Annotated in this window: 22 protein-coding genes; 19 read left to right on the forward strand and 3 right to left on the reverse strand. The window is 33.5% G+C overall.

Annotation, left to right across the window (positions count from 1 at the left end; genetic code table 11):
• Positions 1-7: 7 nt before the first annotated feature.
• Complete coding sequence (gene kapB, locus BHX94_RS11905) at positions 8-391, reverse strand: sporulation phosphorelay system protein KapB (RefSeq protein ID WP_111746950.1); 384 nt, start codon at positions 389-391, stop codon at positions 8-10.
• A gap of 62 nt (positions 392-453) precedes the next feature.
• Here kapB and BHX94_RS11910 point away from each other — a divergent pair, with 62 nt between their 5' ends.
• The 8 genes from BHX94_RS11910 (at position 454) to BHX94_RS11945 (ending at position 7,725) form a co-directional block, all read left to right on the forward strand.
• Positions 454-1,047 carry a peptidylprolyl isomerase gene (locus BHX94_RS11910; RefSeq protein ID WP_096077023.1) on the forward strand — a complete coding sequence of 198 codons (594 nt, stop codon included), beginning with the start codon at positions 454-456 and terminating at the stop codon, positions 1,045-1,047.
• A 122-nt stretch (positions 1,048-1,169) separates the two neighbouring features.
• The gene (locus tag BHX94_RS11915; protein ID WP_111746984.1) at positions 1,170-1,370 is read left to right on the forward strand and encodes a hypothetical protein; all 201 of its coding nucleotides are present in this window, start codon (positions 1,170-1,172) and stop codon (positions 1,368-1,370) included.
• Positions 1,354-1,611 (forward strand): DUF1871 family protein, encoded by a 258-nt coding sequence (locus BHX94_RS11920; RefSeq protein WP_157742197.1) that lies wholly within the window; start codon positions 1,354-1,356, stop codon positions 1,609-1,611. Before BHX94_RS11915 ends, BHX94_RS11920 begins: the two co-directional genes overlap by 17 nt.
• A gap of 77 nt (positions 1,612-1,688) precedes the next feature.
• Positions 1,689-2,060: a S1 domain-containing post-transcriptional regulator Ygs gene (ygs, locus tag BHX94_RS11925; RefSeq protein ID WP_096078102.1), complete on the forward strand. Its 372-nt coding sequence runs from the start codon at positions 1,689-1,691 to the stop codon at positions 2,058-2,060.
• Between the two features lie 151 nt (positions 2,061-2,211).
• The gene (pruA, locus tag BHX94_RS11930; RefSeq protein ID WP_111746952.1) at positions 2,212-3,756 is read left to right on the forward strand and encodes an L-glutamate gamma-semialdehyde dehydrogenase; all 1,545 of its coding nucleotides are present in this window, start codon (positions 2,212-2,214) and stop codon (positions 3,754-3,756) included.
• Positions 3,757-3,853: 97 nt separating this feature from the next.
• On the forward strand, positions 3,854-5,047 hold the full coding sequence (locus BHX94_RS11935; RefSeq protein WP_111746954.1) for an ornithine--oxo-acid transaminase: 1,194 nt from the start codon (positions 3,854-3,856) through the stop codon (positions 5,045-5,047).
• 92 nt (positions 5,048-5,139) lie between these two features.
• A complete protein-coding gene (locus BHX94_RS11940) occupies positions 5,140-6,387 on the forward strand; it encodes a Glu/Leu/Phe/Val family dehydrogenase (RefSeq protein ID WP_111746956.1) in 1,248 nt (415 codons plus the stop codon).
• Between the two features lie 177 nt (positions 6,388-6,564).
• The gene (locus BHX94_RS11945) at positions 6,565-7,725 is read left to right on the forward strand and encodes an iron-containing alcohol dehydrogenase (RefSeq protein WP_111746958.1); all 1,161 of its coding nucleotides are present in this window, start codon (positions 6,565-6,567) and stop codon (positions 7,723-7,725) included.
• Between the two features lie 13 nt (positions 7,726-7,738).
• Here the strand turns inward: BHX94_RS11945 and argH are convergent, their stop codons facing one another.
• Both argH and BHX94_RS11955 read right to left on the reverse strand, forming a co-directional pair.
• Positions 7,739-9,115, reverse strand: coding sequence for an argininosuccinate lyase (argH, locus tag BHX94_RS11950; RefSeq protein WP_111746960.1), 1,377 nt, complete (start codon positions 9,113-9,115; stop codon positions 7,739-7,741).
• Positions 9,108-10,313 carry an argininosuccinate synthase gene (locus BHX94_RS11955; RefSeq protein WP_111746962.1) on the reverse strand — a complete coding sequence of 402 codons (1,206 nt, stop codon included), beginning with the start codon at positions 10,311-10,313 and terminating at the stop codon, positions 9,108-9,110. Before BHX94_RS11955 ends, argH begins: the two co-directional genes overlap by 8 nt.
• A gap of 291 nt (positions 10,314-10,604) precedes the next feature.
• Between BHX94_RS11955 and BHX94_RS11960 the strand changes: the two genes are divergently transcribed.
• From BHX94_RS11960 to BHX94_RS12010, 11 genes are all read left to right on the forward strand, one after another.
• Complete coding sequence (locus BHX94_RS11960) at positions 10,605-11,951, forward strand: glucose-6-phosphate isomerase (protein WP_111746964.1); 1,347 nt, start codon at positions 10,605-10,607, stop codon at positions 11,949-11,951.
• A 95-nt stretch (positions 11,952-12,046) separates the two neighbouring features.
• The gene (locus tag BHX94_RS11965; RefSeq protein ID WP_111746966.1) at positions 12,047-12,646 is read left to right on the forward strand and encodes a TVP38/TMEM64 family protein; all 600 of its coding nucleotides are present in this window, start codon (positions 12,047-12,049) and stop codon (positions 12,644-12,646) included.
• On the forward strand, positions 12,643-13,131 hold the full coding sequence (gene lepB, locus BHX94_RS11970) for a signal peptidase I (protein WP_111746968.1): 489 nt from the start codon (positions 12,643-12,645) through the stop codon (positions 13,129-13,131). The genes BHX94_RS11965 and lepB (BHX94_RS11970) overlap by 4 nt, the downstream gene beginning before the upstream one ends.
• A gap of 11 nt (positions 13,132-13,142) precedes the next feature.
• A complete protein-coding gene (gene lepB / locus BHX94_RS11975; RefSeq protein WP_096077012.1) occupies positions 13,143-13,703 on the forward strand; it encodes a signal peptidase I in 561 nt (186 codons plus the stop codon).
• A 61-nt stretch (positions 13,704-13,764) separates the two neighbouring features.
• Positions 13,765-17,124 (forward strand): helicase-exonuclease AddAB subunit AddB, encoded by a 3,360-nt coding sequence (gene addB, locus BHX94_RS11980; RefSeq protein ID WP_111746970.1) that lies wholly within the window; start codon positions 13,765-13,767, stop codon positions 17,122-17,124.
• Positions 17,105-20,569, forward strand: coding sequence for a helicase-exonuclease AddAB subunit AddA (addA, locus tag BHX94_RS11985; RefSeq protein WP_170120842.1), 3,465 nt, complete (start codon positions 17,105-17,107; stop codon positions 20,567-20,569). The genes addB and addA overlap by 20 nt, the downstream gene beginning before the upstream one ends.
• Complete coding sequence (locus BHX94_RS11990) at positions 20,566-21,609, forward strand: hypothetical protein (protein ID WP_111746974.1); 1,044 nt, start codon at positions 20,566-20,568, stop codon at positions 21,607-21,609. The genes addA and BHX94_RS11990 overlap by 4 nt, the downstream gene beginning before the upstream one ends.
• Positions 21,610-21,680: 71 nt before the next feature.
• On the forward strand, positions 21,681-22,580 hold the full coding sequence (locus tag BHX94_RS11995) for a fumarylacetoacetate hydrolase family protein (protein ID WP_111746976.1): 900 nt from the start codon (positions 21,681-21,683) through the stop codon (positions 22,578-22,580).
• 150 nt (positions 22,581-22,730) lie between these two features.
• The gene (locus BHX94_RS12000; protein ID WP_232508180.1) at positions 22,731-23,117 is read left to right on the forward strand and encodes a YisL family protein; all 387 of its coding nucleotides are present in this window, start codon (positions 22,731-22,733) and stop codon (positions 23,115-23,117) included.
• 120 nt (positions 23,118-23,237) lie between these two features.
• Positions 23,238-24,650: an alpha-amylase family protein gene (locus BHX94_RS12005; protein WP_111746978.1), complete on the forward strand. Its 1,413-nt coding sequence runs from the start codon at positions 23,238-23,240 to the stop codon at positions 24,648-24,650.
• A 57-nt stretch (positions 24,651-24,707) separates the two neighbouring features.
• Positions 24,708-24,984 (forward strand): helix-turn-helix domain-containing protein (locus BHX94_RS12010; RefSeq protein ID WP_146606930.1); only part of this gene is annotated, 277 nt, incomplete at its 3' end.

Raw genomic sequence — 24,984 nt, forward strand, 5'->3', positions numbered from 1 at the left:
CACTTTTTTATTCCGGGAAAGAAAACTTGTATTGACGTTCATAATCATATTTAATATTTGATAACGTATCAAGTGCCTTACTATTAAAAGGAGTATCTTCATTTTTTAGTTTTTGCTCCATTTTTGATACTGCCTGAATTAATGATTCAACATATGGGAGTACTTTATCTGTATAAGGTTTCAGTAAATTTTCATCTACCACACGTTTTTCTTTATGAGAAAGTGCTTTACGCTCATGGAAGAATACATTTTCAACTTCTCCTCTATTATGCAAATCTCCCTGCATTGGGTGAGTGATAACACTTTCAATGCTAACCAGAACACCATTAGGGTGATCCTGAACTTTCTCTACAATATAAATACCAGATTTGTGCATAAGTCTAAAATACATATTTCTCATCCTTTTTGTGTTAATATATTATGGTAATAATCATATCATGAAGGAGCTTAAAAATGACTAATTTTCCGCAATTAAATACAGAAATTTCAGAAAATGAACGTTTAGTAGAATTGGTAACAACAAAAGGAACGATGAAAATTAAATTATTCCCGGAAGTTGCACCAAAAACAGTTGAAAACTTTATTCAGTTATCTGAAAAAGGATATTATGAAGGTATTATCTTCCACCGTGTTATTAATGATTTCATGATTCAAGGTGGAGACCCAACTGGAACTGGTATGGGTGGAGAAAGTATTTACGGAGATAAGTTTGAAGACGAATTTTCTATGGAAGCATTCAACTTATATGGTGCTTTATCTATGGCTAATGCGGGACCAAATACTAACGGTTCTCAATTCTTCATCGTTCAAATGAAACAAGTACCAGCTCAAATGTTATCACAATTAAAGCAAGGTGGATGGCCAGAAGAGATTGTTGATAAATATGCTGAAGTTGGCGGAACACCATGGCTAGATCAAAAACATACAGTATTTGGTCAAGTAGTAGAAGGATTTGATGTATTAGAAACAATCGCTAATGTTCAGGTTGGCGCTCAAGACAAACCGTTAGAAGATGTAGTGATTGAGAAGATTAACATATTAAAATAATTGTTGCATAGGACTAAACACTTTGGCGACGACCTGGAATAAGTCATGAAATGTTCATGACTTATTCTTTTTTTGTGGATTTTTAATGTTATAATAATTTATTAGATTAGGGGTGATGCATGATGATGGATTTTTTATATTTTCCGGAAAATAAGTGGGAATATGTCCCGGCAGTGTTATCATTAATATTCTTTATGATACTTGCTTATATTTCTTTTAAATTGTTTAAAAGAAATTCACAGAAACAGGAAGAAAAGTTTAAAATATTTGAAGCTGAAGTGATGCGAAAACTTGAGGATGAACGCCATGAATCCAGATTTTAATATAGCAATGTACAAAATCTTAAACAACTGGAACCCGATGCAACTTGAAGATGCTTCTCAGGGAGATATGGAATATTACGAAATAATGGATATTGTACATCAAAAATTATCTTTTGATGAAACAATTCAGAGAATATCAGAAATTTTCATGCACAGTTTCGAACAGTCACCTGATAAACAAGAAATTAAAGATATTTTAAATGAAATTTATAAATTACGTGCAACTTGCGAAATCGTGTAGCATCTTATTAGCTACATGATTTTTTTATACACATTTTTATGGTAAAATAATGATATTAAAAATGAGGGATAAATATGATGAATAAAAAGTATAAAAAGGGACAGTTTATTAAAGTTAAAGTGACAGGCATACAACCATATGGAGCGTTTGTTGAGACTGATCAGCATACAGAGGGATTAATACATATCTCTGAAGTGATGAATGATTATGTACACAACTTAAATTTATTTCTTTCAGTGGGTCAAATTGTTAAAGCGAAAATTCTCGATATTTCTGAAGATGGTAAATTAAATTTATCTTTAAAAGAAAACGATTATTTTAAACGTCAGGAACGAAAAAAGGAAAAGAAATCAGTACTTGAAGAACTTAAGCAACCAGAAAATATTGGTTTCGAATCGTTACGAGAAAAACTACCGGAATGGGTAGAAAAGGGAAAGAAACTACAATAGTACTGTAGTTTCTTTCTTTAATTTATGCATGTTTGTGCATAAAAAATTATTTTGCAAAATTTAAGTATTAAGGGTTGAAGTATTTCTTAAAATTAGTCATTATATAGTATGTAAGGGTTTTCTAATTAACAAACAAAGAGGAGGCAATGTAATGATTTCGTACAAACACGAACCATTCACAGACTTTAGCATCGAGGAAAATAAACAAGCAATGTTAAAAGGCTTAGAAACAGTAAATGCATATTTAGGAGAAGATTATCCGTTAGTAATTGGTGGAGAACGTATTATGACTGATAACAAATTACGTTCATTTAATCCTGCTAATAGAGAAGAAACAATTGGTCATGTATCTCAAGCAACACAAGAGCATGCTGAGAAAGCTATGGCTATTGCGAAAGAAACATTTGAAACATGGAGATCTACTAATCCTGCAATGCGCGCTGATATTTTATTCCGTGCAGCAGCGATTATTCGACGCAGAAAATTTGAATTCTCTGCGTTATTAGTAAAAGAAGCAGGTAAACCATGGAACGAAGCTGATGCAGATACTGCAGAATGTATCGACTTCTTAGAGTTTTACGCGCGTGAAATGTTACGTCTTAAAGATGGTGTTAAAGTTGAAAGCCGTCCAGGCGAATTCAACCGTTATGACTATATCGCCTTAGGTGTTGGTGTAGTTATCTCACCATGGAACTTCCCATTAGCAATTATGGCTGGAACTACTGTTGCGCCATTAGTAACTGGTAACACAGTATTATTAAAACCATCTTCAAACACTTCTGTAGTTGCATATAAATTCGTAGAAGTTTTAGAAGAAGCTGGTATGCCTAAAGGTGTAGTAAACTACATTCCTGGTTCAAGCCGTGATATCGGTGACTTCATTGTGGATCACGTTGATACGCGTTTCGTTTCATTCACAGGTTCACGTGATGTTGGTGTTCATATTTATGAGCGTGCAGCAAAAGTTCACGAAGGTCAATTAAACTTAAAACGTGTTATCGCTGAAATGGGTGGGAAAGATACAATCGTAGTTGACAGCGAAGCTGATTTAGAATTAGCAGCTGAATCGATTGTTAAATCTGCTTTCGGTTTCTCAGGTCAAAAATGTTCTGCATGTTCTCGTGCAATCGTTTTAGAAGACGTTTATGATGAAGTAGTTGCAAAAGTTAAAGAAAAAACAGAAAAATTAACTGTTGGTAATCCAGAAACTAACGAACACTTCATGGGTCCTGTTATCGATGAAAAATCTTTAAACAAAATTAAAGAATATATTGAAATTGGTAAACAAGAAGGTAGATTATTAGTTGGAGGAACTACAGAAGAGTCTGTTGGTAATTTCGTAAATCCTACAGTATTTGTAGATGTTAAACATGATGACCGTATTATGCAGGAAGAAATCTTTGGACCTGTTGTAGGTATTGCTAAAGCTAAAGATTTCAAAGAAGCTATCAAATTTGCAAACGATACTGATTACGGTTTAACTGGTGCAGTAATTACAAATAATCGTGAGCATTTAGAAGAAGCACGTCGTGACTTCCATGTAGGTAACTTATACTTCAACCGTGGATGTACAGGTGCAATTGTTGGATACCAACCATTTGGTGGATTCAAAATGTCAGGTACAGACTCTAAAGCCGGTGGACCTGATTACCTAGTACTTCATATGCAAGGTAAAACAACTTCAGAAATGTTATAAGAAAGTATTTGTTTCATAAATAAATGAAAATAAAATAATCAAATAAATATAGCAGTAGTGCAAGGCACTACTGCTTTTCTAAAAAAGGAGAATAATAATGACTAAATCACAAGATATCATTGAAATTACAAATCATTATGGTGCACCAAACTATCATCCACTTCCGATTGTTATCTCTGAAGCTGAAGGTGTATGGGTAAAAGATCCTGAAGGGAATAAGTACATGGACATGTTATCTGCTTATTCAGCAGTTAACCAAGGTCACCGTCATCCTAAAATTATACAAGCTTTAAAAGATCAGGCTGATCGTGTTACATTAACTTCACGTGCATTCCACAGTGATCAATTAGGTCCTTGGTATGAAAAGATTTGTAAGCTTGCTGGTAAAGAAATGGTATTACCGATGAATACAGGTGCTGAAGCGGTTGAAACTGCTATTAAAGCAGCACGTCGTTGGGCTTATGATGTTAAAGGTGTTGCAAAAGATCAAGCTGAAATTATTGCAATGAAAGGTAATTTCCATGGTCGTACAATGGCAGCAGTTTCTTTATCAAGTGAAGCAGAATATCAACGTGGATATGGTCCATTATTAGGCGGCTTTAAATTAGTTGAGTTTGGTGATATTGAACAAATTAAAGCAGCAATCACACCTAACACTGCTGCAGTATTACTTGAGCCAATTCAAGGTGAAGCAGGAATCAACATTCCAAAAGACGGATTCTTAAAAGAAGTTCGTGATCTTTGTACTGAAAATAATGTATTATTTATCGCTGATGAAATTCAAGCTGGTCTTGGACGTTCTGGTAAATTATTCGCAACTGACTGGGATAACGTAGTCCCTGATATGTACATTTTAGGTAAAGCATTAGGTGGCGGAGTATTTCCTATCTCATGTGTATTAGCGGATAAAGAAATTTTAGAAGTATTCAATGCAGGAAGTCATGGTTCTACATTCGGTGGTAACCCATTAGCTTGTGCAGTTTCAATGGCAGCTTTAGATGTTCTAGTTGATGAAAAGTTATCTGAACGTTCTTTAGAGTTAGGAGAATATTTCCAATCTAAGTTAAAAGAAATCGATAACCCAATTATTAAAGAAGTTCGTGGTAAAGGATTATTTATCGGAGTTGAATTAACTGAAAATGCACGTCCATACTGTGAGCAATTAAAAGAATTAGGTTTATTATGTAAAGAAACACATGATACTGTAATTCGTTTTGCGCCACCATTAATCATTTCTCAAGAAGATTTAGACTGGGCGATTGAAAAAGTAAAATCAGTATTCGAAAAATAAATGGCAGCGTTTTCAAAAAGGGGTTTTAAAAGATTTTAAATATGTTACAATAAACATTGAAGTACTTAAGAATGAAAAAGAGGGCGAATAACATGTCAGAAAACACTACAAGTTTAGTATCATCTACACAAAATATAATTCATGAAGCATTGGATAAACTTGGTTTTGATGAAGGAATGTATGATCTGGTTAAAGAACCTTTACGTTTATTAACAGTGCGTATTCCAGTTAAGATGGATGATGGAACAGTAAAAACTTTTACAGGTTACCGTGCACAACATAACGATGCAGTAGGACCTACTAAAGGTGGCGTTCGTTTCCATCCAGACGTTGACGAAGATGAAGTAAAAGCGTTATCTATGTGGATGACTTTAAAATGCGGTATCGTTGATTTACCATACGGTGGTGGTAAAGGTGGAATCGTTTGTGATCCACGTCAAATGAGTATACACGAAGTAGAACGCTTATCACGTGGCTACGTTCGTGCGATCTCTCAATTTGTTGGACCAACAAAAGATATCCCTGCGCCAGATGTATTTACAAACTCACAAATCATGGCTTGGATGATGGATGAATATAGCATGATGGATGCGTTCAACTCTCCAGGATTTATTACAGGAAAACCTATTGTATTAGGTGGATCACAAGGCCGTGACCGTTCTACTGCATTAGGTGTTGTAATTGCGATTGAAGAAGCGGCGAAACGCCGTGGAAAACAAATTGAAGGCGCACGTGTTGTTATTCAAGGTTTCGGTAACGCAGGAAGCTTTTTAGCGAAGTTCTTATATGACATGGGTGCTAAAGTTGTAGGTATCTCTGATGCACATGGTGCATTACATGATCCAAATGGATTAGATATTGATTATTTATTAGACCGTCGTGATAGCTTCGGTACTGTAACGAACCTTTTTGAAGATACAATTACAAACAAAGAATTATTTGAATTAGATTGTGATATTTTAGTACCAGCAGCAATCTCTAACCAAATTACGAAAGATAACGCACATGATATTAAAGCTGAAATCGTAGTAGAAGCAGCAAACGGGCCAACAACGCCAGAAGCAACTAAGATTTTAACTGAACGTGGTATCTTACTTGTACCTGACGTTTTAGCAAGTGCTGGTGGCGTTACTGTATCTTACTTCGAGTGGGTACAAAACAACCAAGGTTACTACTGGACAGAAGAAGAAGTAAATGAAAAATTACGTGAAAAATTAGTGAAAGCATTTGATAATGTTTATTCATTAGCAGAAGCTAGAAAAGTAGATATGCGTTTAGCAGCATACATCGTAGGTATTAAACGTACAGCAGAAGCTGCACGTTACCGTGGATGGGCATAAGATTTTTGAGGCACACTCTTTTATGGGTGTGTCTTTTTTATTTATAAGTACTGAAATTGGGATATCACCAATTTCGAAAGCTAATATCTTGTGTAAAGATTCATTCTTAAGTCGAATAAATTCCAAAAATCGAATATTTCTAATACAATAAACACAAATAGAAAGGAGATTATAAAAATGAACGATTTTACATTTCAAAATCCAACCACTTTAGTGTTTGGAAAAGAGAGTACTGACCAATTACCACAAATGATTGAAAAATTTACTGAGGGTAAGAACATCTTATTAACATATGGTGGTGGCAGCATTAAGAAAACGGGTCTTTATGAACGTGTTATCAAATTATTAGCAGGTTACAATGTATTTGAACTTGCTGGTATCGAACCAAATCCACGCCTTTCAACTGTAAAAAAAGGTGTACAGGCCGTTAAAGATAACAACATCGATTTTATTGTTGCAATAGGTGGTGGTTCAGTTATTGACGGTACTAAGTTAATCTCTGCTGCTTCAACAAGCGATGTTGATCCATGGGATATCGTTACAAGAAAAGCAACTGTTGAAAGTGCAGTTCCTTTTGGAACGATTCTTACAATATCAGCTACTGGTTCAGAAATGAATTCAGGAAGTGTAATTACTAACTGGGAAACAAATGAAAAACTTGGTTGGGGTTCTCCACTTGTATTTCCTAAATTTAGTTTGTTAAATCCGGAATTACTCTATACATTACCTAAAAATCAGACAGCAAATGGTATTATCGATAGTATGAGTCATTTACTGGAGCAATATTTCAATGAAGCGTCAAATACTGAAATCGGAGATGCGATGATCAGTGGGGTAATGAAAGCAATCATGAAAGCTGGTCCTGTAGCAATAGAACAACCTGATAACTACGAAGCACGTGAGACAACAATGCTTGGCGCTACAGTTGCATTAAATGGTTTCATGCGTTTAGGATATGCTGGGGACTGGGCAACACATAATTTAGAGCATGCAGTTAGTGCTATATATGACATTCCTCATGGTGTTGGTTTAGCAATTATATTCCCTGAATGGATGCGTTATGTAAGTAAGAAATCACCAGAGCGATTCATCAAGTTTGCTGAGGATGTATTTGATGTCGATAGTAGTTTATCTGATGAAGAGAAAATTAATTTCGGAATTGATGCGATATCTAATTTCTGGACTTCACTTGGTGCACCAACGAAATTATCTGAAGTTGGCGTAAAAGAAGAAGACTTAGAAGTATTTGCAGAGAAAACTTTAATCTATGGTCCTTATGGAAACTTCTATAAACTTCAAAAAGAAGATATTATGTCAATTTATCAAGCTGCATTATAAAAACAAGGCGAGTCTAATATAACTTAGACTTGCCTTGTTTTATTTGTGCTAATACTGATTGAGTGCTTGTACCGTTATAATTTGTTCTTCGTTCAACAGCAGATTTTGGAGCTAATATAATATAAATTTCATCACTAATTTCAGGATGAATCGCTTTGTATCTTTCTAACGTCACATCTTTTAAATATATATCCTCTTTTATACAATCAGCGACGAGTTTACCTGTTATAGCGTGTGCTTCTCTAAACGGAATTCCGAAACTTACGAGGTAATCAGCAAGTTCAGTTGCATTTGAAAAGTCTTGTTCAAGCGTATTTGAAATATTTTCTTTATTAATTTGCATTGTATCGATCATCCCGCTATAGATTGTTAAACTATCTAAACAAGTCTCAATTGAGTCAAAGAATGATTTCTTATCTTCCTGTAAATCTTTATTATAGGCAAGCGGCAATGATTTAAGTGTCATTAGCATACCAATATAATTGCCAGCGACTGTTCCAGATTTGCCACGTACGAGTTCTGCCATATCAGGATTTTTCTTTTGAGGCATAATAGATGATCCTGTAGAATAAGCATCACTCAACGTAATAAAGTTAAATTCATGAGAACACCAAATGATGATTTCTTCTGATAATCTGGATAGATGCATCATGATTAGATTGATATTGTTCATTGTCTCAAGAATATAATCTCGATCACTTACTGCATCAATACTATTTGGGTAAATGTGATCAAAGTTTAATAGTTCAGCAGTATGTTGCTGATTGATTGGATAAGTAGTTCCTGCTAAAGCACCTGAACCAAGCGGCGATACATTAATGCGTGATAGACTTTCCTCTAATCTTTCCTTATCACGTTGTAACATCCAGAAATAACTCATCAAATGATGTGATAATAGTATCGGTTGGGCACGTTGTAGATGTGTATAGCCTGGAATAATGACTTCGATATTATCTTCTGCAACACGGATAATACTTTCCTGAAGTTTTGTTATTGTTTTAATCATTAGCTTCACTTTTTTCACGGTAAATAAATGCATATCTGTCGCCACCTGATCATTACGTGAACGCCCAGTATGAAGTTTTCCGGCAACTGGCCCAATTTTTTCGGTCAACAGATGTTCAATATTCAAGTGAATATCTTCATACTTTGATGAAAAAGTAAGTGCATTGTTTTGATGATCCAACTTAAGTGATTCGAGCCCTTCTTTAATTTGCTTTGTTTCATCATGCGTTAAGATATTACTACTACCAAGCATTGTGACATGCGCAATACTGCCTTCAATATCTTCATAAAACAGGGCCTGATCAACATCGATAGACTGATTGAATTTCTCAACGAGCGCATCCATGGATGCTTCAAAGCGTCCTCCCCATAATGCATCACTCATTAAAATCACCTCTGTAAACTTCTGTAGCTAATTTTGTAGGTAATTCGTATATTTCAATAAAGCCGACACTTGCTTGTTGATTAAACGCATCTTCTTTTGTATATGTTGCGAGTTTCTCATTATATAATGAGTTATCACTTGTACGTCCAACAACAGTAATATTTCCTTTATACAGTTTAACTTTAACTTTTCCATTTACATATTGCTGCATATCATTCAGCATATTTCTAATATGATCTGATAATGGAGAGAAGTATAGGCCATTATAAATGAGGTTTGCAAATTGTTGTTCCACATATGGTTTAAAGTGTTGCACATCTTTCGTAAGCGTTATTGTTTCTAAAGCCTGGTGGGCATTAATAATAATCATAGCACCTGGTGCTTCATAGACTTCACGAGATTTAATACCGACAAGTCTATTTTCAACGTGATCAATTCTACCGACGCCGTGTTCTCCACCTATTTTATTCAGTTGTTTAATCAGTGTATGTAATGGTAAGTTTTCTCCATCGATTTCAGTTGGCAGTCCATCTTTAAACGTAATTTCGAGATAAACTGGATTGTCTTGAGCATCAACGGGTGACTTTGTTAATTCGTAGGCATCTTCTGGTGGTTCTACATATGGATTTTCTAAAATACCACATTCGTTACTTCTTCCCCATAAATTTTGGTCGATTGAATAAGGTGAGTCGAGATTGATTGGAATAGGGATGGTATGAACTTTAGCGTATTCAATTTCTTCTTCACGACTAAATCCCCAATCACGCACAGGTGCTAACGTTTTTATGCTCGGATCTAAACTATGGATTGCAACCTCAAAACGTACCTGGTCATTTCCTTTTCCTGTACACCCATGTGCGATATATTGCGCATCGAACTGATGTGCAACTTTTACAAGTTCTTTAGCGATAAGTGGACGGCTAAGTGCAGAAATTAAAGGATATGTATTTTCATATAAAGTATTACCTTTAATCGCATAGCTTAAATAATCTTTTGCATAAACTTCTACCTGGTCTAACATAATGGATTCGATTGCTCCAACTGTAAGAGCTTTTTCTTTTACAGTCTGAAGATCTTTACCTTCGCCAACGTCTAGACAACAAGCGATGACATCATATCCTTTTTCAATAAGCCATTGAATCGCAACACTAGTATCTAAACCTCCTGAGTATGCAAGTACAACTTTTTCTTTTGTCATAAATAAAAACTCCTTAGTAATAAATATTTGATATTATGAATTAATATACATATAAAGATAGCAGAATAGAAAATTGACTTCAAGTATTTTATTCATAAAAGTGCATAATTATAAAAAATAAATTTGTTTGATCATCATTTAAACGCTCTACGTTAGGTATACTACGCAAAAATCAATTGTCATAAAATTTTAATTTTATAACTATGTATACGCTTACAAAATGCGATTCCATTGAGATGTATGTTTGGATAGAGTACAATAAATGTGAATTTACAAACAGGAGGATATATAATGACACATATTAAATTTGATTACAGTACAGCTGAAACTTTTTTTGGTCAACACGAATTAGAGCAAATGCAGTCAATCGTTAAGAACGTACACAGCACAATTCATGACGGTACAGGTGCTGGTAGTGACTTTCTAGGATGGGTGAACTTACCGAAAGATTATGATAAAGAAGAATTTGCACGTATTCAGGCTGCTGCGAAAAAGATTCAGTCTGATAGTGAAGTGCTGGTAGTTATCGGAATTGGTGGCTCTTATTTAGGAGCGCGTGCAGCGATTGAAATGTTAAACAAATCGTTTGATCATTTAAAAACTGAACAAGGTAAACCTCAAATCATCTTTGCAGGGCACCAGTTATCTTCTTCATACTTAAGCGACTTAATCGAATATGTAAAAGATAAAGAATTCTCAGTTAACGTTATCTCAAAATCAGGAACTACAACAGAACCTGCTGTAGCATTCCGTGTATTTAAGAAAATATTAGAAGAGAAATACGGTAAAGAAGGCGCAAAGTCTAGAATTTATGCGACTACTGATAAAGCTAAAGGTGCTTTAAAATCACTTGCAACAACTGAAGGATACGAAACATTTGTAGTACCTGATGATGTGGGAGGACGTTTCTCAGTATTAACAGCTGTAGGATTATTACCGATTGCAGCAAGTGGTCATGATATTGAAGCGATGATGCAAGGTGCAGATCAAGCGCGTATCGATTTAGGTTCAGATAACTTAGAAGAAAATATTGCATATCAATATGCCGTTATTCGTAATGTTCTTTATAATAAAGGTTACACAATCGAAATGTTAATCAACTATGAGCCGAGTCTTCAATATTTTAACGAATGGTGGAAACAATTATTCGGTGAATCAGAAGGTAAAGACTTTAAAGGTATTTATCCCTCAAGTGCAAACTTCTCTACTGACTTACATTCATTAGGTCAGTATGTTCAGGAAGGACGCCGTGACATTTTCGAAACAGTTGTGAAAGTACAAAATCCAAGAGCTGATATTACGATTGAAGCTGATGAGAATGATTTAGATGGATTAAACTTCTTAGCAGGTAAAACATTAGATTTTGTTAATACGAAAGCATTCCAGGGAACTATTCTAGCCCATAGTGATGGTGGTGTGCCGAACTTGGTTGTTGAAGTACCACAACTTGATGCGTTCACGTTTGGTTACATGGTTTATTTCTTTGAATTAGGTGTAGCGATGAGCGGCTATTTACTAGGTGTGAATCCATTTAACCAACCTGGAGTTGAAGCATATAAACAGAATATGTTCGCATTATTAGGTAAACCAGGATTTGAAGATAAAAAAGCTGAACTTGAAGCACGTTTGAATCAATAATATTGTTGACTTTTTGAGCTAAGGCGTATTGCCTTAGCTTTTTTAATGCACTTTTTCTTTACTTTCGATAAAATGAGGTGAGAGTAGGTGGCGTTATGGATTTTATAATGCAGTATTTTAGTGAAGAAGCAATCAAAGGATACTTTGATACTTTTCAATCATTTGGTATCATCATTGCATTCTTACTACCTTTTTTCGAAGCATTTATACCGATATTACCGATTGCTTTATTTGCAGTTGTTAATGTGAATACCTATGGGCTTTATTGGGGGTTTATTATTACCTGGTTGGGTGCTTTTTGTGGTGCATATATTGTATTTCTATTAATAAGGAAATACGGACAACACAAATTTCTGAGGCATCTCAATAAACACCCTCATACGTTAAAGTTTATTAGACGTATTGATGAAAAAGGTGTCATGCCGTTATTCATTTTATTATGTTTTCCATTTACACCATCAAGTGTGATAAATGTTGTCGCAGGGTTAAGTACAATACCTTTGAAACAATATCTTATCGCTGTTTTAAGCGGAAAAGCAGTTATGTTATTCATATTAAGTTTTATAGGTAATGATATATATTCCTTTGTTAGAGAGCCGAAAAAGAGTATAATTGTAGCTATAGCTTTATTCATTTTATGGATGATTGGAAAGCTTATTGAAAGAAGTATTACACATAACGAGGCCAAACGATGAAAATTAAAAGTATTATCATTTCGTTAATATTTTCACTGATTTTTGTCATATTATTACGTTCATTTTTTATTTCTAACTATATTATTGTTGGTCACTCAATGGAACCTACATATCATGATGGTGATCGTGTACTCGTCAATCAATTTATTGATATTGTAATTGAACCCCAAATAGATGATGTTTACTTTTTTAAACTGAATGAAAATGAAACTATGATAAAACGTATTATTGCAACGCCGGGTGATTACATAAAAATATCTAAGGATACGCTTTATATTAATGGAAAGAAGTCAAGATACAGTGATTCGTCGATGAAGCTATTGCTGCATGATAAGATGAGAAAGTATCGTACTGTTCCGCAAGATTGTTATTTAGTTCTTGGTGACAATATTAATGATAGTACTGACTCAAGAACATATGGATGTATCAGTCGAAATCAAATGTTAGGAAAAGTGATTTATACGTATTGGCAGAATAAAAAATAAGAGGTGGCAATTTGAAGAAGGAAATCGTAGAATGGTTGATTGCGATAGTAGTTGCAGTAGCTTTAATATTTGTAATTAATCAATTTTTATTTGTAACATATACCGTAAAAGGAGATTCAATGGATCCTACTTTAAAAGACGGAGAAAAAGTAATTGTGAACAAGATTGGCTATACATTAGGAAATATTGACAATGGTGATGTAATTGTTTTCCATGCAGATGAAAAAGCAGACTATGTAAAACGTGTTATCGGTAATGCAGGTGATACAGTTGAATATAAAGATGATCAATTATTTGTGAATGGAAAAAAAGTAGATGAACCTTATCTTGAAGAAAATAAAGTAGCAAAAACAAATATTTTATTAACTGAAAATTTTAGCGTTAAAGATTTAGCAAACGCTAATGGTAAAAATAAGATACCTGAAGATAGCTTACTTGTATTAGGTGATAATCGTGAAGTAAGTAAAGATAGCCGTTATTTTGGTTTAATTAAAGAGGATCAGGTGGTCGGTGAAGTTGCATTACGCTACTGGCCATTCAATAGTTTTCATTACAATTTTGATTCAAAATAAAAACTACTGCACTTTTTATAATTTATTATAAGAAGTGCATTTTTTTTAGGAGGTAAATTTTATGTCCGTTAAATTTTTGATGGGTAGACGTGGTACAGGTAAAACGCAATATATTATCGAATCTATTAAAGATAAACTTAAAGAGCAAGCATTAGGTGATCCAATTATTATGATAGCACCGAGACAGAGTACATTTTCAATTGAACAGGCGTTAAGTCATGATGAATTAATTAAAGGAAGTATGCGCACGGCAATATATTCTTTTGATCGATTATACTGGCGTCTGAAAAGTGAACTTGGTGGTACGGATTTATCATTGATTTCAAAAGCGGGTATTGAGATGTTGACGTATGATGTATTATTACAGCAACAAACAAAATTACGTCGTTTCCAGACATCGAGCCAGTATTATGGCTTTAGTCAAAAACTCAGTCAGACGATTAGTGAATTAAAAAAATATAATGTTACTGTTGAGCAATTAAAAGCATTATCAACTGCTAACTTAGAAGTAAGAACGCAGGATAAACTACATGATATTGCACTTGTTTATGATCATTTAAATAATGAAATGAACAATGAATTTATGCAATCCGAAGACACCCTCTATCATTTAATTCAGTTGATAGAATCATCTGCATCAATAAAGCAATCTGAAATATATATAGACGGATTTTATAATTTTACGACCATGGAATATTTAGTTATTTTAGCACTGTGTAGACATGCAAAATCTGTGACGATTGCATTGACGATTGATCCGGAAAAGCGAAGTGATCTATTTCGTAAAACAGAAGAAACTTATCATGATATTACAGAATATTTAAAGGCTGCCCAAATTGATTTTGAAATCAAAAAATTTATTACGAAATTTCGTTTTAAAAATACAGCTTTAAACCATTTAGAAGAAAATTTCGATGCAATTCATGTAGATGCTTTACCTGAAACTACTATTGAATTATTAGAATCAGATAACATCCAGTCTGAAGTGAATGCAATAATGCATAAAATATACAACTTAGGAAAATCAGAATACAGATATAAAGATATCGCTGTATTATATCGAGATCAATCTTATGTGGATGCTTTGATTAAAAGAGCAAATCAACTGAATATTCCTTATCACACAGATAAAAAAGAAGTGATGCATCATCACCATAGTATAGAATTAATCCGTTCTTTACTTGATTTCTTCAAAAATACTTATCAAATCGATCATCTGTTTAGAGCATTAAAAACAGGTTTACTCACGAAAAATGTTGAACGATTAGACATACAGTTTGTTGATATGCTTGAAAATGTAATGATAACACGAGGTATGCAATATAAAGACTTGATTCAAAGAAGAAAGCTTCAATTTAATAAGGATGACATGTATTCCACGGAAGTTTGGGAGCAGTTTTCACAATACATTGAAACAACACTGGAAATTATTGAACCTTTAAGAATTAGTTTAATGAGTGCTGAGAATGCGAATGAATTTGCTACATATTTATATCAATTTCTGTTGGAAATTCAGTTACCTGAATATTTGATGGCAAGTCGTGATAAGATGCATGAAGCGGGCCAAAATTATAAGGCACTTGAGTTTGATCAATTGTTAACAGGCATTAACCAAGTGCTGGACGACTTTGTTGAAGTACTACGAGATAAAGATTTACCTTATCAAGTAATGACAGAAATCTTAGATGTTGGCCTTGTTGCTTTAGAATATAGTGCAGCTCCACAAGGGTTGGACCAAATACAAATTTTGAACTTAGATTTAGCTAAAGTTGAAAATAAAAAAGTTATTTTTGTTTGTGGATTGAACGATGAAATATTACCACGTCGAATAAAAGAAGATGCAATTATTACCGATTATGAAAAAAGAAATATATCAGATATAGGTGGCTTAAAATTAGCACCAACCACTGATTTATTGACACAAGATGAACGTTTTGTTGCGTATATAGCGATGACCAATGCTTCTGAATTGCTTTTCCTGTCATATAGTTTGATGAATCAGTCTTATGAGGCGATGCGTCCTTCTCCTTATATTAACGATATTAAAGGCATCAGTCTTATCCATACAGTTACCACGTCAGAATTTAAACCAAACGAACGTATAACGACGATAAATACTGGTATTAATGTTGCAGCGCATCATTATCAGGATGCTGAGTGGCAGTCAATTATTAACTACTACATTAACAATGGATACAGCGACATATTTGATTTAGGTAGATACCGTAACCAGACAAAACCACTGAATGAAATAAATATTGATACACTATATGGTGATGTTATAAAAGCGAGTGTATCGCGCTTTGAAAGCTATAATCAATGTGCTTTTAAACATTTTGCTGATCATGGATTAAGACTAAGACCTCGTGATAATTATGAACTGCAAAGTTTCCAGCTTGGAAATATTTATCATGAAGTATTGGCCTATTTAGGTGAAACGTTTAAAGACCAATTATTTAACATTTCTAAAGAAGATATCAGACAAGCAGTACGTCAATATTTAGCACAATATTTACCGAACGTACAGTTTGAAATAATGTATTCTAAACAACATTATCGTTTTATGATGCTTAAGATTGAAGCGATGCTGACTGATACATTTAGCATGATTCAGTCACATCAGAAACAAAGTAAATTTAAGATGGCTAAATTTGAAACTCGATTTGGTAAAGGCGGAGCACTTGAAAGCCAGAAGATTAATTTACCTGCAGGAAAAAAGGTCGAGATTAGTGGTCAGATAGATAGAATTGATATATTAAATCATATGAATCAGGATTATGTCTCTGTTATAGACTATAAATCCGGGTCTACAGCCCTTGACTTACGAAAAGTTTATTATGGCATTCAGATGCAGATGATGACGTATATGGATGTCGTATTACAAAATAAATCAGCCCTTGGACTTAAAGAGACAACACTTCCTGCAGGGATGCTGTATTTTCATGTTTATGAACCAAAACTTAAGTTAAATCATAAAAATGAAATGTCTGAAGATCTGTTAAAGAAAAGAGCTGCGGCATACAAGATGGACGGTTATATTATTGATGATTTAGACTTGGTGAGTTATTTTGATAATGCGATTAGTGAATCGAATAAATCTGATATTGTACCTGCTAGTTTAAAAAAATCAGGAGAATTTACTGCTGCATCAAAAGTATTACCTGTCGATGTGCTTTATCGCTTTATTGAACATAATCGTAATAACTTTAAACAGACGGCGCAAAATGTGTTATCTGGAGACTGTAGTATTATGCCTTTATCATATGATAATAAGTTACCGTGTGATTTTTGTGATTTCAAACCGGTATGTCATATCGATCCAATTTTAAATGCACAGGATATCCGTGTGAAAGATGAGAAGATAGATGCTATTCAAGAAGTAATGAAAGGAGAACAAAATGATGGCGATGACGTGGACTGAAGATCAGTTGCTTGCGATAGAAACAGTTGGTCAGGATACTTTAGTATCAGCGGCAGCAGGCAGTGGTAAGACTGCTGTTCTCGTTGAACGTATTATACGAAAAATTATCGATCAAAAAATAAATATCGATGAAATGCTGATTGTGACATTTACGAATGCAAGTGCCAAAGAAATGCGCGAACGTATTCATGCAAGAATATTAAGTGAATTAAGAAATAATCCAACAGAACATCTTAAAAACCAGCTCATTAAAATTCATCAGGCAGAAATATCAACGCTTCATCGTTTCTGTTTAAATTTAATCGAGAAATATTATTATACAATCGATCTGGATCCTACTTTCAGAACAGGAAACGACGAAGAAATGTCACTATTATTGATGCAGGCGATTGATGAAGTTTTAGAAGAAGCGTATGAACGTCTGGATGATGATTATTTAAAATTAATCCTACATTTAACAAATGAACGAAGCGACAATGAATTACGCACCTTACTGTCGAAATTATACTACTTTACAATCGCAAACAGTGAACCACTATTATGGTTACAAAAAATGCGAGAAGCATACAGAGATGCGCATGTAGAAGATGAAAATTTCAAACGTTTAGCTGAGATTATAGACACGTCTATTCAGCATGCACGATATCTCATCAGACGTGCAGAAAATTACTGCATGGATGAAGTGTTTGAGAAGACGTTAGAATATTTACAGAATATCGATAAAAGTCTTGAAATGCCGAATGGATTAGACGCTCAATATGAACTTATTAAAGATATTGCGTTTGGACGCAAGCCAGCTGTAAAGACAAAAGACGACCCTGAAGCGAAGGTGTTGAATGACTTAATCACTAAAGATCTGTCAGAAGTAAAAGGTATTATTGCTAGTCTTCAAAGGATGCTGTACGCTGCACCACAAGAAATGGCAGAGGATATTCAGGCAATGTACGGTGAAGTATCAGCACTAACTGAATTAACAGCGCAAGTGATAGAGCGTTTTGCAACATTAAAACGCGAACGTAAAGTCATTGATTTCAGTGATTATGAGCATTTTGCATTAAAGATATTATTATCTGACGGTAAACCAACTGAAATTGCACAAAATTTACGTGAGCATTATCATGAAATTTTAGTCGATGAATATCAGGATACTAACCGTGTACAGGAAAGTATTATTCAGGCTATAAAAAAACATCCGGAAGCTTCAGGTAATCTATTTATGGTTGGAGATGTTAAGCAATCGATATACAAATTTAGACAGGCTGAACCTGAGTTATTCCTGCAAAAATATGCTGAATTTAAAACAGAGAAGACCGGCAAAGTTGTAGAACTTTCTAAAAACTTTAGATCACGTCTTTCTGTTATTGATGATACGAATGCAATATTTGAACGTATTATGGATACAACGATAGGTGATATTGAGTATGATGATGCACAAAAACTATATTACGGGGCACCATTTGATGATGAACCACAATCAACAGAAATGGTTGTCATTAATAAAGCGCATATTGAGTTAGAACATCCCGAAAGTCATTATATTGCACAACGTATTCAGCAAATTATTGAAAATGAGCAAGTATATGACGTAAAAACTCAACAATACCGTAAAGCTGCATATAAAGATATTGCGATTCTTGAACGTGGTTTTAGTAATGCAGTGACACATATGCAGGTGATGAAAGCATATAATATACCATTCCATGTAAGCAGTAAAGAAGGTTATTTCAAGACAGATGAAATTGAATCTATCATGAGTTATTTACGCGTTATTGATAATCCGCTGCAGGATATTCCGTTAGCAGGTATACTGCGTAGTATTATCTATCAGTTTAGCGCTGATGAAATTGCAACGATTCGATCTATCGATACTTCAATCTATCTTTATCAAAACTTATTGCAGTATAAAGAGAGTGGTAGCAATGATACTTTAAAAACAAAAGTAATAAAAGTATTAAGTGATATTGAAGATTATCGTAACTGTCAACAATCGATGAGTGTAAGTCAGTTAGTGTCATATATATACGAGGATACACATTTTGTTGAAAAATATTTATTACTAGCTGGCGGGCAACAGCGAGAAGCAAATTTAAATAAGTTACTTAGTTTAGCTGATAACTTTGAACAATCAAGTTATCGCGGTGTTTTCCAGTTTATCCGATATATCGATAATATGTTAAATAACCAAAAGGATTTTGGTGAAGTGAATATTATATCGGATGAAGCGGATGTCGTAAGAATGATGACAGTCCATGCTTCAAAAGGATTAGAGTTTCCATTTGTAATCTATGCAGGTCTAAATAAAAAATTTAACTTAAGAGATATGAATTCAGATGTATTACTGGACCAGCGTATGGGATTGTCAATTAATTATTTCGATGCAAAAGCAAATGTTTCATTTCCTTTAATGTTAAACGGTATATTCAAGCATCAGCTCAGATTGTCACAAGTATCTGAGGAATTACGTCTCATGTATGTAGCATTTACACGTGCACGTGAGAAATTAATTTTACTTGGTTCTGTTAGAACGGAAGAAGCAATAGAGAAATATCACAATATTGATATGCACGATAAACTTGATCTTTTCTATCGTATGAATGCTACGACGCCTCTAGCATTTATCCTGCCTGCGATATTACAGCCTGATGCACCACTGCATATTCCGGTCACTATGATTTCTGAACTTGAGTTTATTCAACCAGATATTACTGAACCTTCAGTTGATGCAGATTTAGAAGCATTAAAATGGTTAACTGACTTAGAAAATTATCGTTATCCATATGAGGAAGAATTTACGCTACCGACAAAAGAAAGTGTATCTGATATTAAGAAAGCAGAATTAGAAGACGACTTAACAATGTGGACGTATGTCAATCAATATAAACTTGGTAAGAAACAATTTGATCGACCGAAGTTTATGACAGAACAGAAGAAAACAGCGCAGGAAGTCGGAACATTAATGCATCTCGTTATGCAGCACTTACCACAGAAGAGAATGAATGATAGTGAATTACAGGACTTCATTGAAAGTTTAGTTGATAAGAAATTGATTGCTGCTGAAGACGTAGCATATATTAATATCGCGCATATAAAGACCTTTATGTCATCTGAAATTTTCAGTATGTTAATAGAGGCTGAAGAAGTATATCATGAACTGCCATTTGTTATCGGCAAACAATATTTAGTCGATGCACATCCAGATCAACTTGTACAGGGGATGATCGACTGTGTATTTAAATATCATGATGAATATTATCTATTAGATTATAAGACAGATAAAGTTGTGCCAAGGTTAGGCAGAACGATTGATGAAACAATACATTCTATGGCAGAGAATTATCGTATTCAGATGACTTATTATAAAGCAGCGCTAGAAACGGTGTTGAATGCCCCTGTAACACCTTATCTGTATTTCTTTGAAGGTGGATTAGTAGAGGTGAAAGCATGAAACAAACTTTAATACATGTGTTATATGCAATACCACTTATATTATATACATTAAGTGTGGCATTTTTAATCAATCAGCCGATTGAACTGATTAATCCGTTTGAATATTATAATGCAATGGAGATGCCAACTTTATCTTTATATATCATGATGATTTTATTTGTAAGTTTTAGTATGTTCGGATTTATTATTGCTTATCGTTTTTCTATTCTAAGTAAGCTCAATAATAAATCGATGCTATTATTTATACTATTTAGTTTATTATTTTCATTATTTATCACAAGAATGAGTGTGATGTTAGAGCTAGCAGTTATATTACCGATATTAAAGTTTTTAAGCAGAAAACAAATATCTTCCAGACAATATTTGTTGTTGTCTGGCAGTATATATGCTGGATTTTTGTTTATTATCATCATTCCGTTAATGATTCTTTATAAAGATTATGAAGCATTTTTAAATGTAAATCAGTTTCAGCAGTTTATAGAGATTTATAATAAGCATCAATTATTTGATTTCTTACGTTTAAATATAACGTTATTTATTTCACACTTATTACATTATATCGTTGTATTATTTGTCGGAATTATGCCGGGATTGTTAATGGGGATGTATCATCGTAATAAAAGGGAAGACTCCATTAATATTATCATTCAGGCGCTCATTTTTTTAATTAGTGGAACAGCTGTAAAGTTACTTATTTTTAAATTTAGCTATAGCTTTCTGCAATTTTCATTAGCAATTCTTGGTTCAGGCTTACAAGGTATAGGAGTAATGCTATTAATTATCTTGTGTGTAAGATATATTGAGAGGAAGTATAAGGCAGAAGAGATGACACAGCATGCATTATTATTTATAAGCATGATGTGTTTAATTGAACTGATTATTTATAGTTTATTTACTGGAATATATAAATTACCGTATCCTTCAACATCTATCATAAATTTATTACAGTATTCTTTGATAGTGGCACTTGTTATAGCTATATTATTCATTAATTTAAGTAACTTGAGTGATAAACATTATAAAAATAATAATAGATAAATCTAAAAAGCATGAAAGTTATGACAATATTCTGTATAATGAGGGCAACACAGAAGAGGAGTGGAAGCAGAATGAAGTTTTTAACATTTAAGGTTGGCGATAAAGAAACATATGGTGTTAAAGTTAAACGTGAGGATGCAGCTTGGGATTTAGTAAAAGTATTTGCTGATTTCAAGGAAGGGGATTATCCTAAAACGTTACTTGAAGCTTTACAGCAAAATAATACAGTTGATTTTCAGGAGTTAGTACGTGCAACAATTGAAAAAGTTGAAGCATCTGAAAATAAAGCTGATTATAAATATGAATTCACAGCGATTCAATTCTTACCACCTGTTACACCTACAAATAACGTTATTGCAATCGGTCGTAACTATGAAGAACATGCATCTGAATTAAATAATGAAGTGGATGCATTATATGTATTTACAAAGGCACCATCAAGTTTAATTGGTGACGGAAATGAAATTCCTTCACATAGTGACGTAACGAAAGCGTTGGATTATGAAGGTGAACTAGGGGTTGTTATCGGTAAGTACGGACATAAGATTCCAAAAGCGATGGCATTAGATTATGTTTATGGTTATACGATCATCAACGATATTACAGCACGTGACCTACAGAAATTACATTCACAGGCATTTCTTTCAAAAAGTTTAATTGGTGGTTGTCCGATGGGACCATACATTGTTACGAAAGATGAATTACCTATGCCTGAAAATGCAAATATTGTGACAAAAGTTAACAATGAAATTCGTCAGGACGGTAATACGAAGGATATGGTATTAAAGATTGATGATTTAATTGCTGAAATTTCAAAATATGTAGCACTTCACCCGGGAGATGTTATTGCAACTGGTACGCCAAGTGGGGTTGGCGCTGGTATGAATCCTCCAGTTTACTTAAAACGTGGCGATGAAATCAAAGTTACGATTGATGGTATTGGTACATTGATGAACACGGTAGGCGAATAAAACTTTTTATGAGAGGGACAGTTTTTTAAACGGACTGTCTCTTTTTATGAATAACTATAATAATAGTTAATAAACTATACGCATTAGTAACGAAAAAATTAAATATATGTTAAACTATATGAGTATGTATTATAGATAGGGGGAATACAGTTGATTACTGGTATGTTACATTTACACATCATGAGTTGGGTTGTTTTATTAATCGTCTTTTTTGCAGCATATGAAAACTTCTCAGATCGCTTAGGACCAAGCAAATATTTTAAACCACTGATGATGTTATTACGTATCTTTGCTTTACTTGCTCTAGTAAGTGGATGTTACATCTTCTTTAAAGCAATGAATGCAGATGCAATGATGTATGGATTTAAATTTTTATTAGGATTAGCAACAATTGCTTTGATGGAAGTAACTTTAGCACGTAAGAAGAGAAAGAAACCTTCAAGAAACTTCTTCTACATCGTGATTTTAGTTGCACTCATTACGATTGGACTAGGTGTTCATTTACCACTTGGACCAATCACAGGTATGTTTAAGTAATCCATTAAGAACCTCAGAATTGAGGTTCTTTTTTTCATTCATGAACTTTTTATGAATTTCTCCCCACGTTCTGTTTATTTTAGTATAATCAAAGATAACGACTAAAGTGAGGTAATTAGAATGAAAAAATTTATAACACTACTAGCAAGCATTCTTTTATTATTAACGTTTCATCAGAATGCTGATGCCGCTACAAAAAAGGATTTACGTATTTATAGTTTAATAATCGATCGTTTTATGAATGCCAATGATGAGAATAACAAACATATTCATAACGAAAAAGATAATACACTACCATATGGTGGAGATTTAAATGGTGTTATCAATAAGATGGATTATATTAAGAAAATGGGGTTTAATACCATTCATCTTTCTCCAGTATTCGAAAAAGATCAAAATGATTATTTAGGTTATAAAGTTAAGAATTATAATACGATTGATGATGTTTACGGTGGCGAGAAACAATTTAAAAAAATGATTAAACTCGCTCATGATAAGAAGATGAAAGTTATTGTAGATATTCCGTCTACTGTGACAGAAGGTTATACTGAGACAAATGACACGAAGATGAATGACTTTCAAAGAGCTTATTTTAAGGACATGAAAATCATAGACTTAAAAAATAGTAATAACCAAAAAAAATTCAAAACATCAGTGACGCAATTTGTTGATAAATATAATATTGACGGTGTTTCGATGTACGTTATGCAGGATGGCATTGATGCAAAAGCAATATTCCCTGAGAATGTTGAAACGATTGCAATATTAAATGAAGATATTAATGTCTCTGGTTTCAAACACATACAAAAATTAGCTACTACAAAAGCAATCGCTAATGCTTTTAAGACAACTGATCAAGATATTCCTAAAAAGTACGAAATGAATGAATTACTAGCAAGTGATAACTTCTTTATGCCGAGGTTTACAAATTATGCAGCGAATGAAAATATGTTTCCAGGTACTCGTATAAAGCAGCTTATGAGCTATTTGATGGTTCAGAAAATGCCTATTAGTATGACATATGGTACTGAAATAGCAATGAACGGAGATAAAGCGCCTGATATTCATCAGTTACTTGATTTCCGTGTTGATAAAGAAGTTATTGAATACTTAGAAGTTACGAGTGGTGTTTACAAAAAGTATAATGAATTGTTTGATGGTAAATCCGAGGTTATCTATAATAATGAAGGTAATCAATTAATTTATTTTGATACAAACAAGGTTGACTTTATCTATAACATTAATAATACGAGCAAGGCAACGAATATTAAGCTGGATAGCAACCGTATTCCTAAAGATAAAATGTTAAGTGGATTATTAATAGGAGACCGTATTCATTATAAAGATAATAAGTTTTCACTGATTACAAATCGTGAAGAAGCGGAACTATATGCAGTTGTGAAGAATCAAGGATTTAACAATGGTTACCTAATTGCTGCTGGTGCGATTATCATATTATTCACTTTATTTATTATCGGAGCAACTCGAAACAGAAAAAGATATATAGCGAATCAGCAAAATAATCAAAAATAAAAAAACCGCAAAAATTGAAGTGCACCCCTAAATGAACCTTAAAATTCAACTTTAGGGGTGTTTATTTTGAATAAAAAGCATAATCTTGATTTTAAATTAAAACTAATCAAAGAATATAAAGAAGGAAATATTGGTTATGATTCATTAAGTAACAAATATGATATCGATCCTTCACAACTAAAAACATGGACTTACCAATTTGATACATTCGGTATTGACGGTCTTATATCCAGTATGACCAGAAAGAAATATTCAACAGATGAAAAATTAAGAATCATTCAGTATAGAATTACTAATCAACTTTCATATAAAGAAACTGCTAGAATCTTTGATA

It is taken from the genome of Macrococcoides bohemicum (genome assembly GCF_003259675.1).
In the GTDB taxonomy this organism is placed as follows: Bacteria; Bacillota; Bacilli; order Staphylococcales; family Staphylococcaceae; genus Macrococcoides; species Macrococcoides bohemicum.

Coding starts and splice junctions, on each gene's coding strand:
- BHX94_RS11995 (WP_111746976.1), top strand. CDS start 21,681: ATGAAGTTTTTAACATTTAAGGTTGGCGATAAAGAAACATATGGTGTT.
- addB (WP_111746970.1), top strand. CDS start 13,765: ATGTCCGTTAAATTTTTGATGGGTAGACGTGGTACAGGTAAAACGCAA.
- BHX94_RS11910 (WP_096077023.1), top strand. CDS start 454: ATGACTAATTTTCCGCAATTAAATACAGAAATTTCAGAAAATGAACGT.
- BHX94_RS11955 (WP_111746962.1), bottom strand. CDS start 10,313: ATGACAAAAGAAAAAGTTGTACTTGCATACTCAGGAGGTTTAGATACT.
- BHX94_RS11915 (WP_111746984.1), top strand. CDS start 1,170: ATGATGGATTTTTTATATTTTCCGGAAAATAAGTGGGAATATGTCCCG.
- pruA (WP_111746952.1), top strand. CDS start 2,212: ATGATTTCGTACAAACACGAACCATTCACAGACTTTAGCATCGAGGAA.
- BHX94_RS11960 (WP_111746964.1), top strand. CDS start 10,605: ATGACACATATTAAATTTGATTACAGTACAGCTGAAACTTTTTTTGGT.
- BHX94_RS11990 (WP_111746974.1), top strand. CDS start 20,566: ATGAAACAAACTTTAATACATGTGTTATATGCAATACCACTTATATTA.
- argH (WP_111746960.1), bottom strand. CDS start 9,115: ATGAGTGATGCATTATGGGGAGGACGCTTTGAAGCATCCATGGATGCG.
- addA (WP_170120842.1), top strand. CDS start 17,105: ATGGCGATGACGTGGACTGAAGATCAGTTGCTTGCGATAGAAACAGTT.
- BHX94_RS11945 (WP_111746958.1), top strand. CDS start 6,565: ATGAACGATTTTACATTTCAAAATCCAACCACTTTAGTGTTTGGAAAA.
- ygs (WP_096078102.1), top strand. CDS start 1,689: ATGAATAAAAAGTATAAAAAGGGACAGTTTATTAAAGTTAAAGTGACA.
- BHX94_RS11935 (WP_111746954.1), top strand. CDS start 3,854: ATGACTAAATCACAAGATATCATTGAAATTACAAATCATTATGGTGCA.
- BHX94_RS11940 (WP_111746956.1), top strand. CDS start 5,140: ATGTCAGAAAACACTACAAGTTTAGTATCATCTACACAAAATATAATT.
- BHX94_RS11965 (WP_111746966.1), top strand. CDS start 12,047: ATGGATTTTATAATGCAGTATTTTAGTGAAGAAGCAATCAAAGGATAC.
- kapB (WP_111746950.1), bottom strand. CDS start 391: ATGTATTTTAGACTTATGCACAAATCTGGTATTTATATTGTAGAGAAA.
- BHX94_RS11920 (WP_157742197.1), top strand. CDS start 1,354: ATGAATCCAGATTTTAATATAGCAATGTACAAAATCTTAAACAACTGG.
- BHX94_RS12005 (WP_111746978.1), top strand. CDS start 23,238: ATGAAAAAATTTATAACACTACTAGCAAGCATTCTTTTATTATTAACG.
- lepB (WP_111746968.1), top strand. CDS start 12,643: ATGAAAATTAAAAGTATTATCATTTCGTTAATATTTTCACTGATTTTT.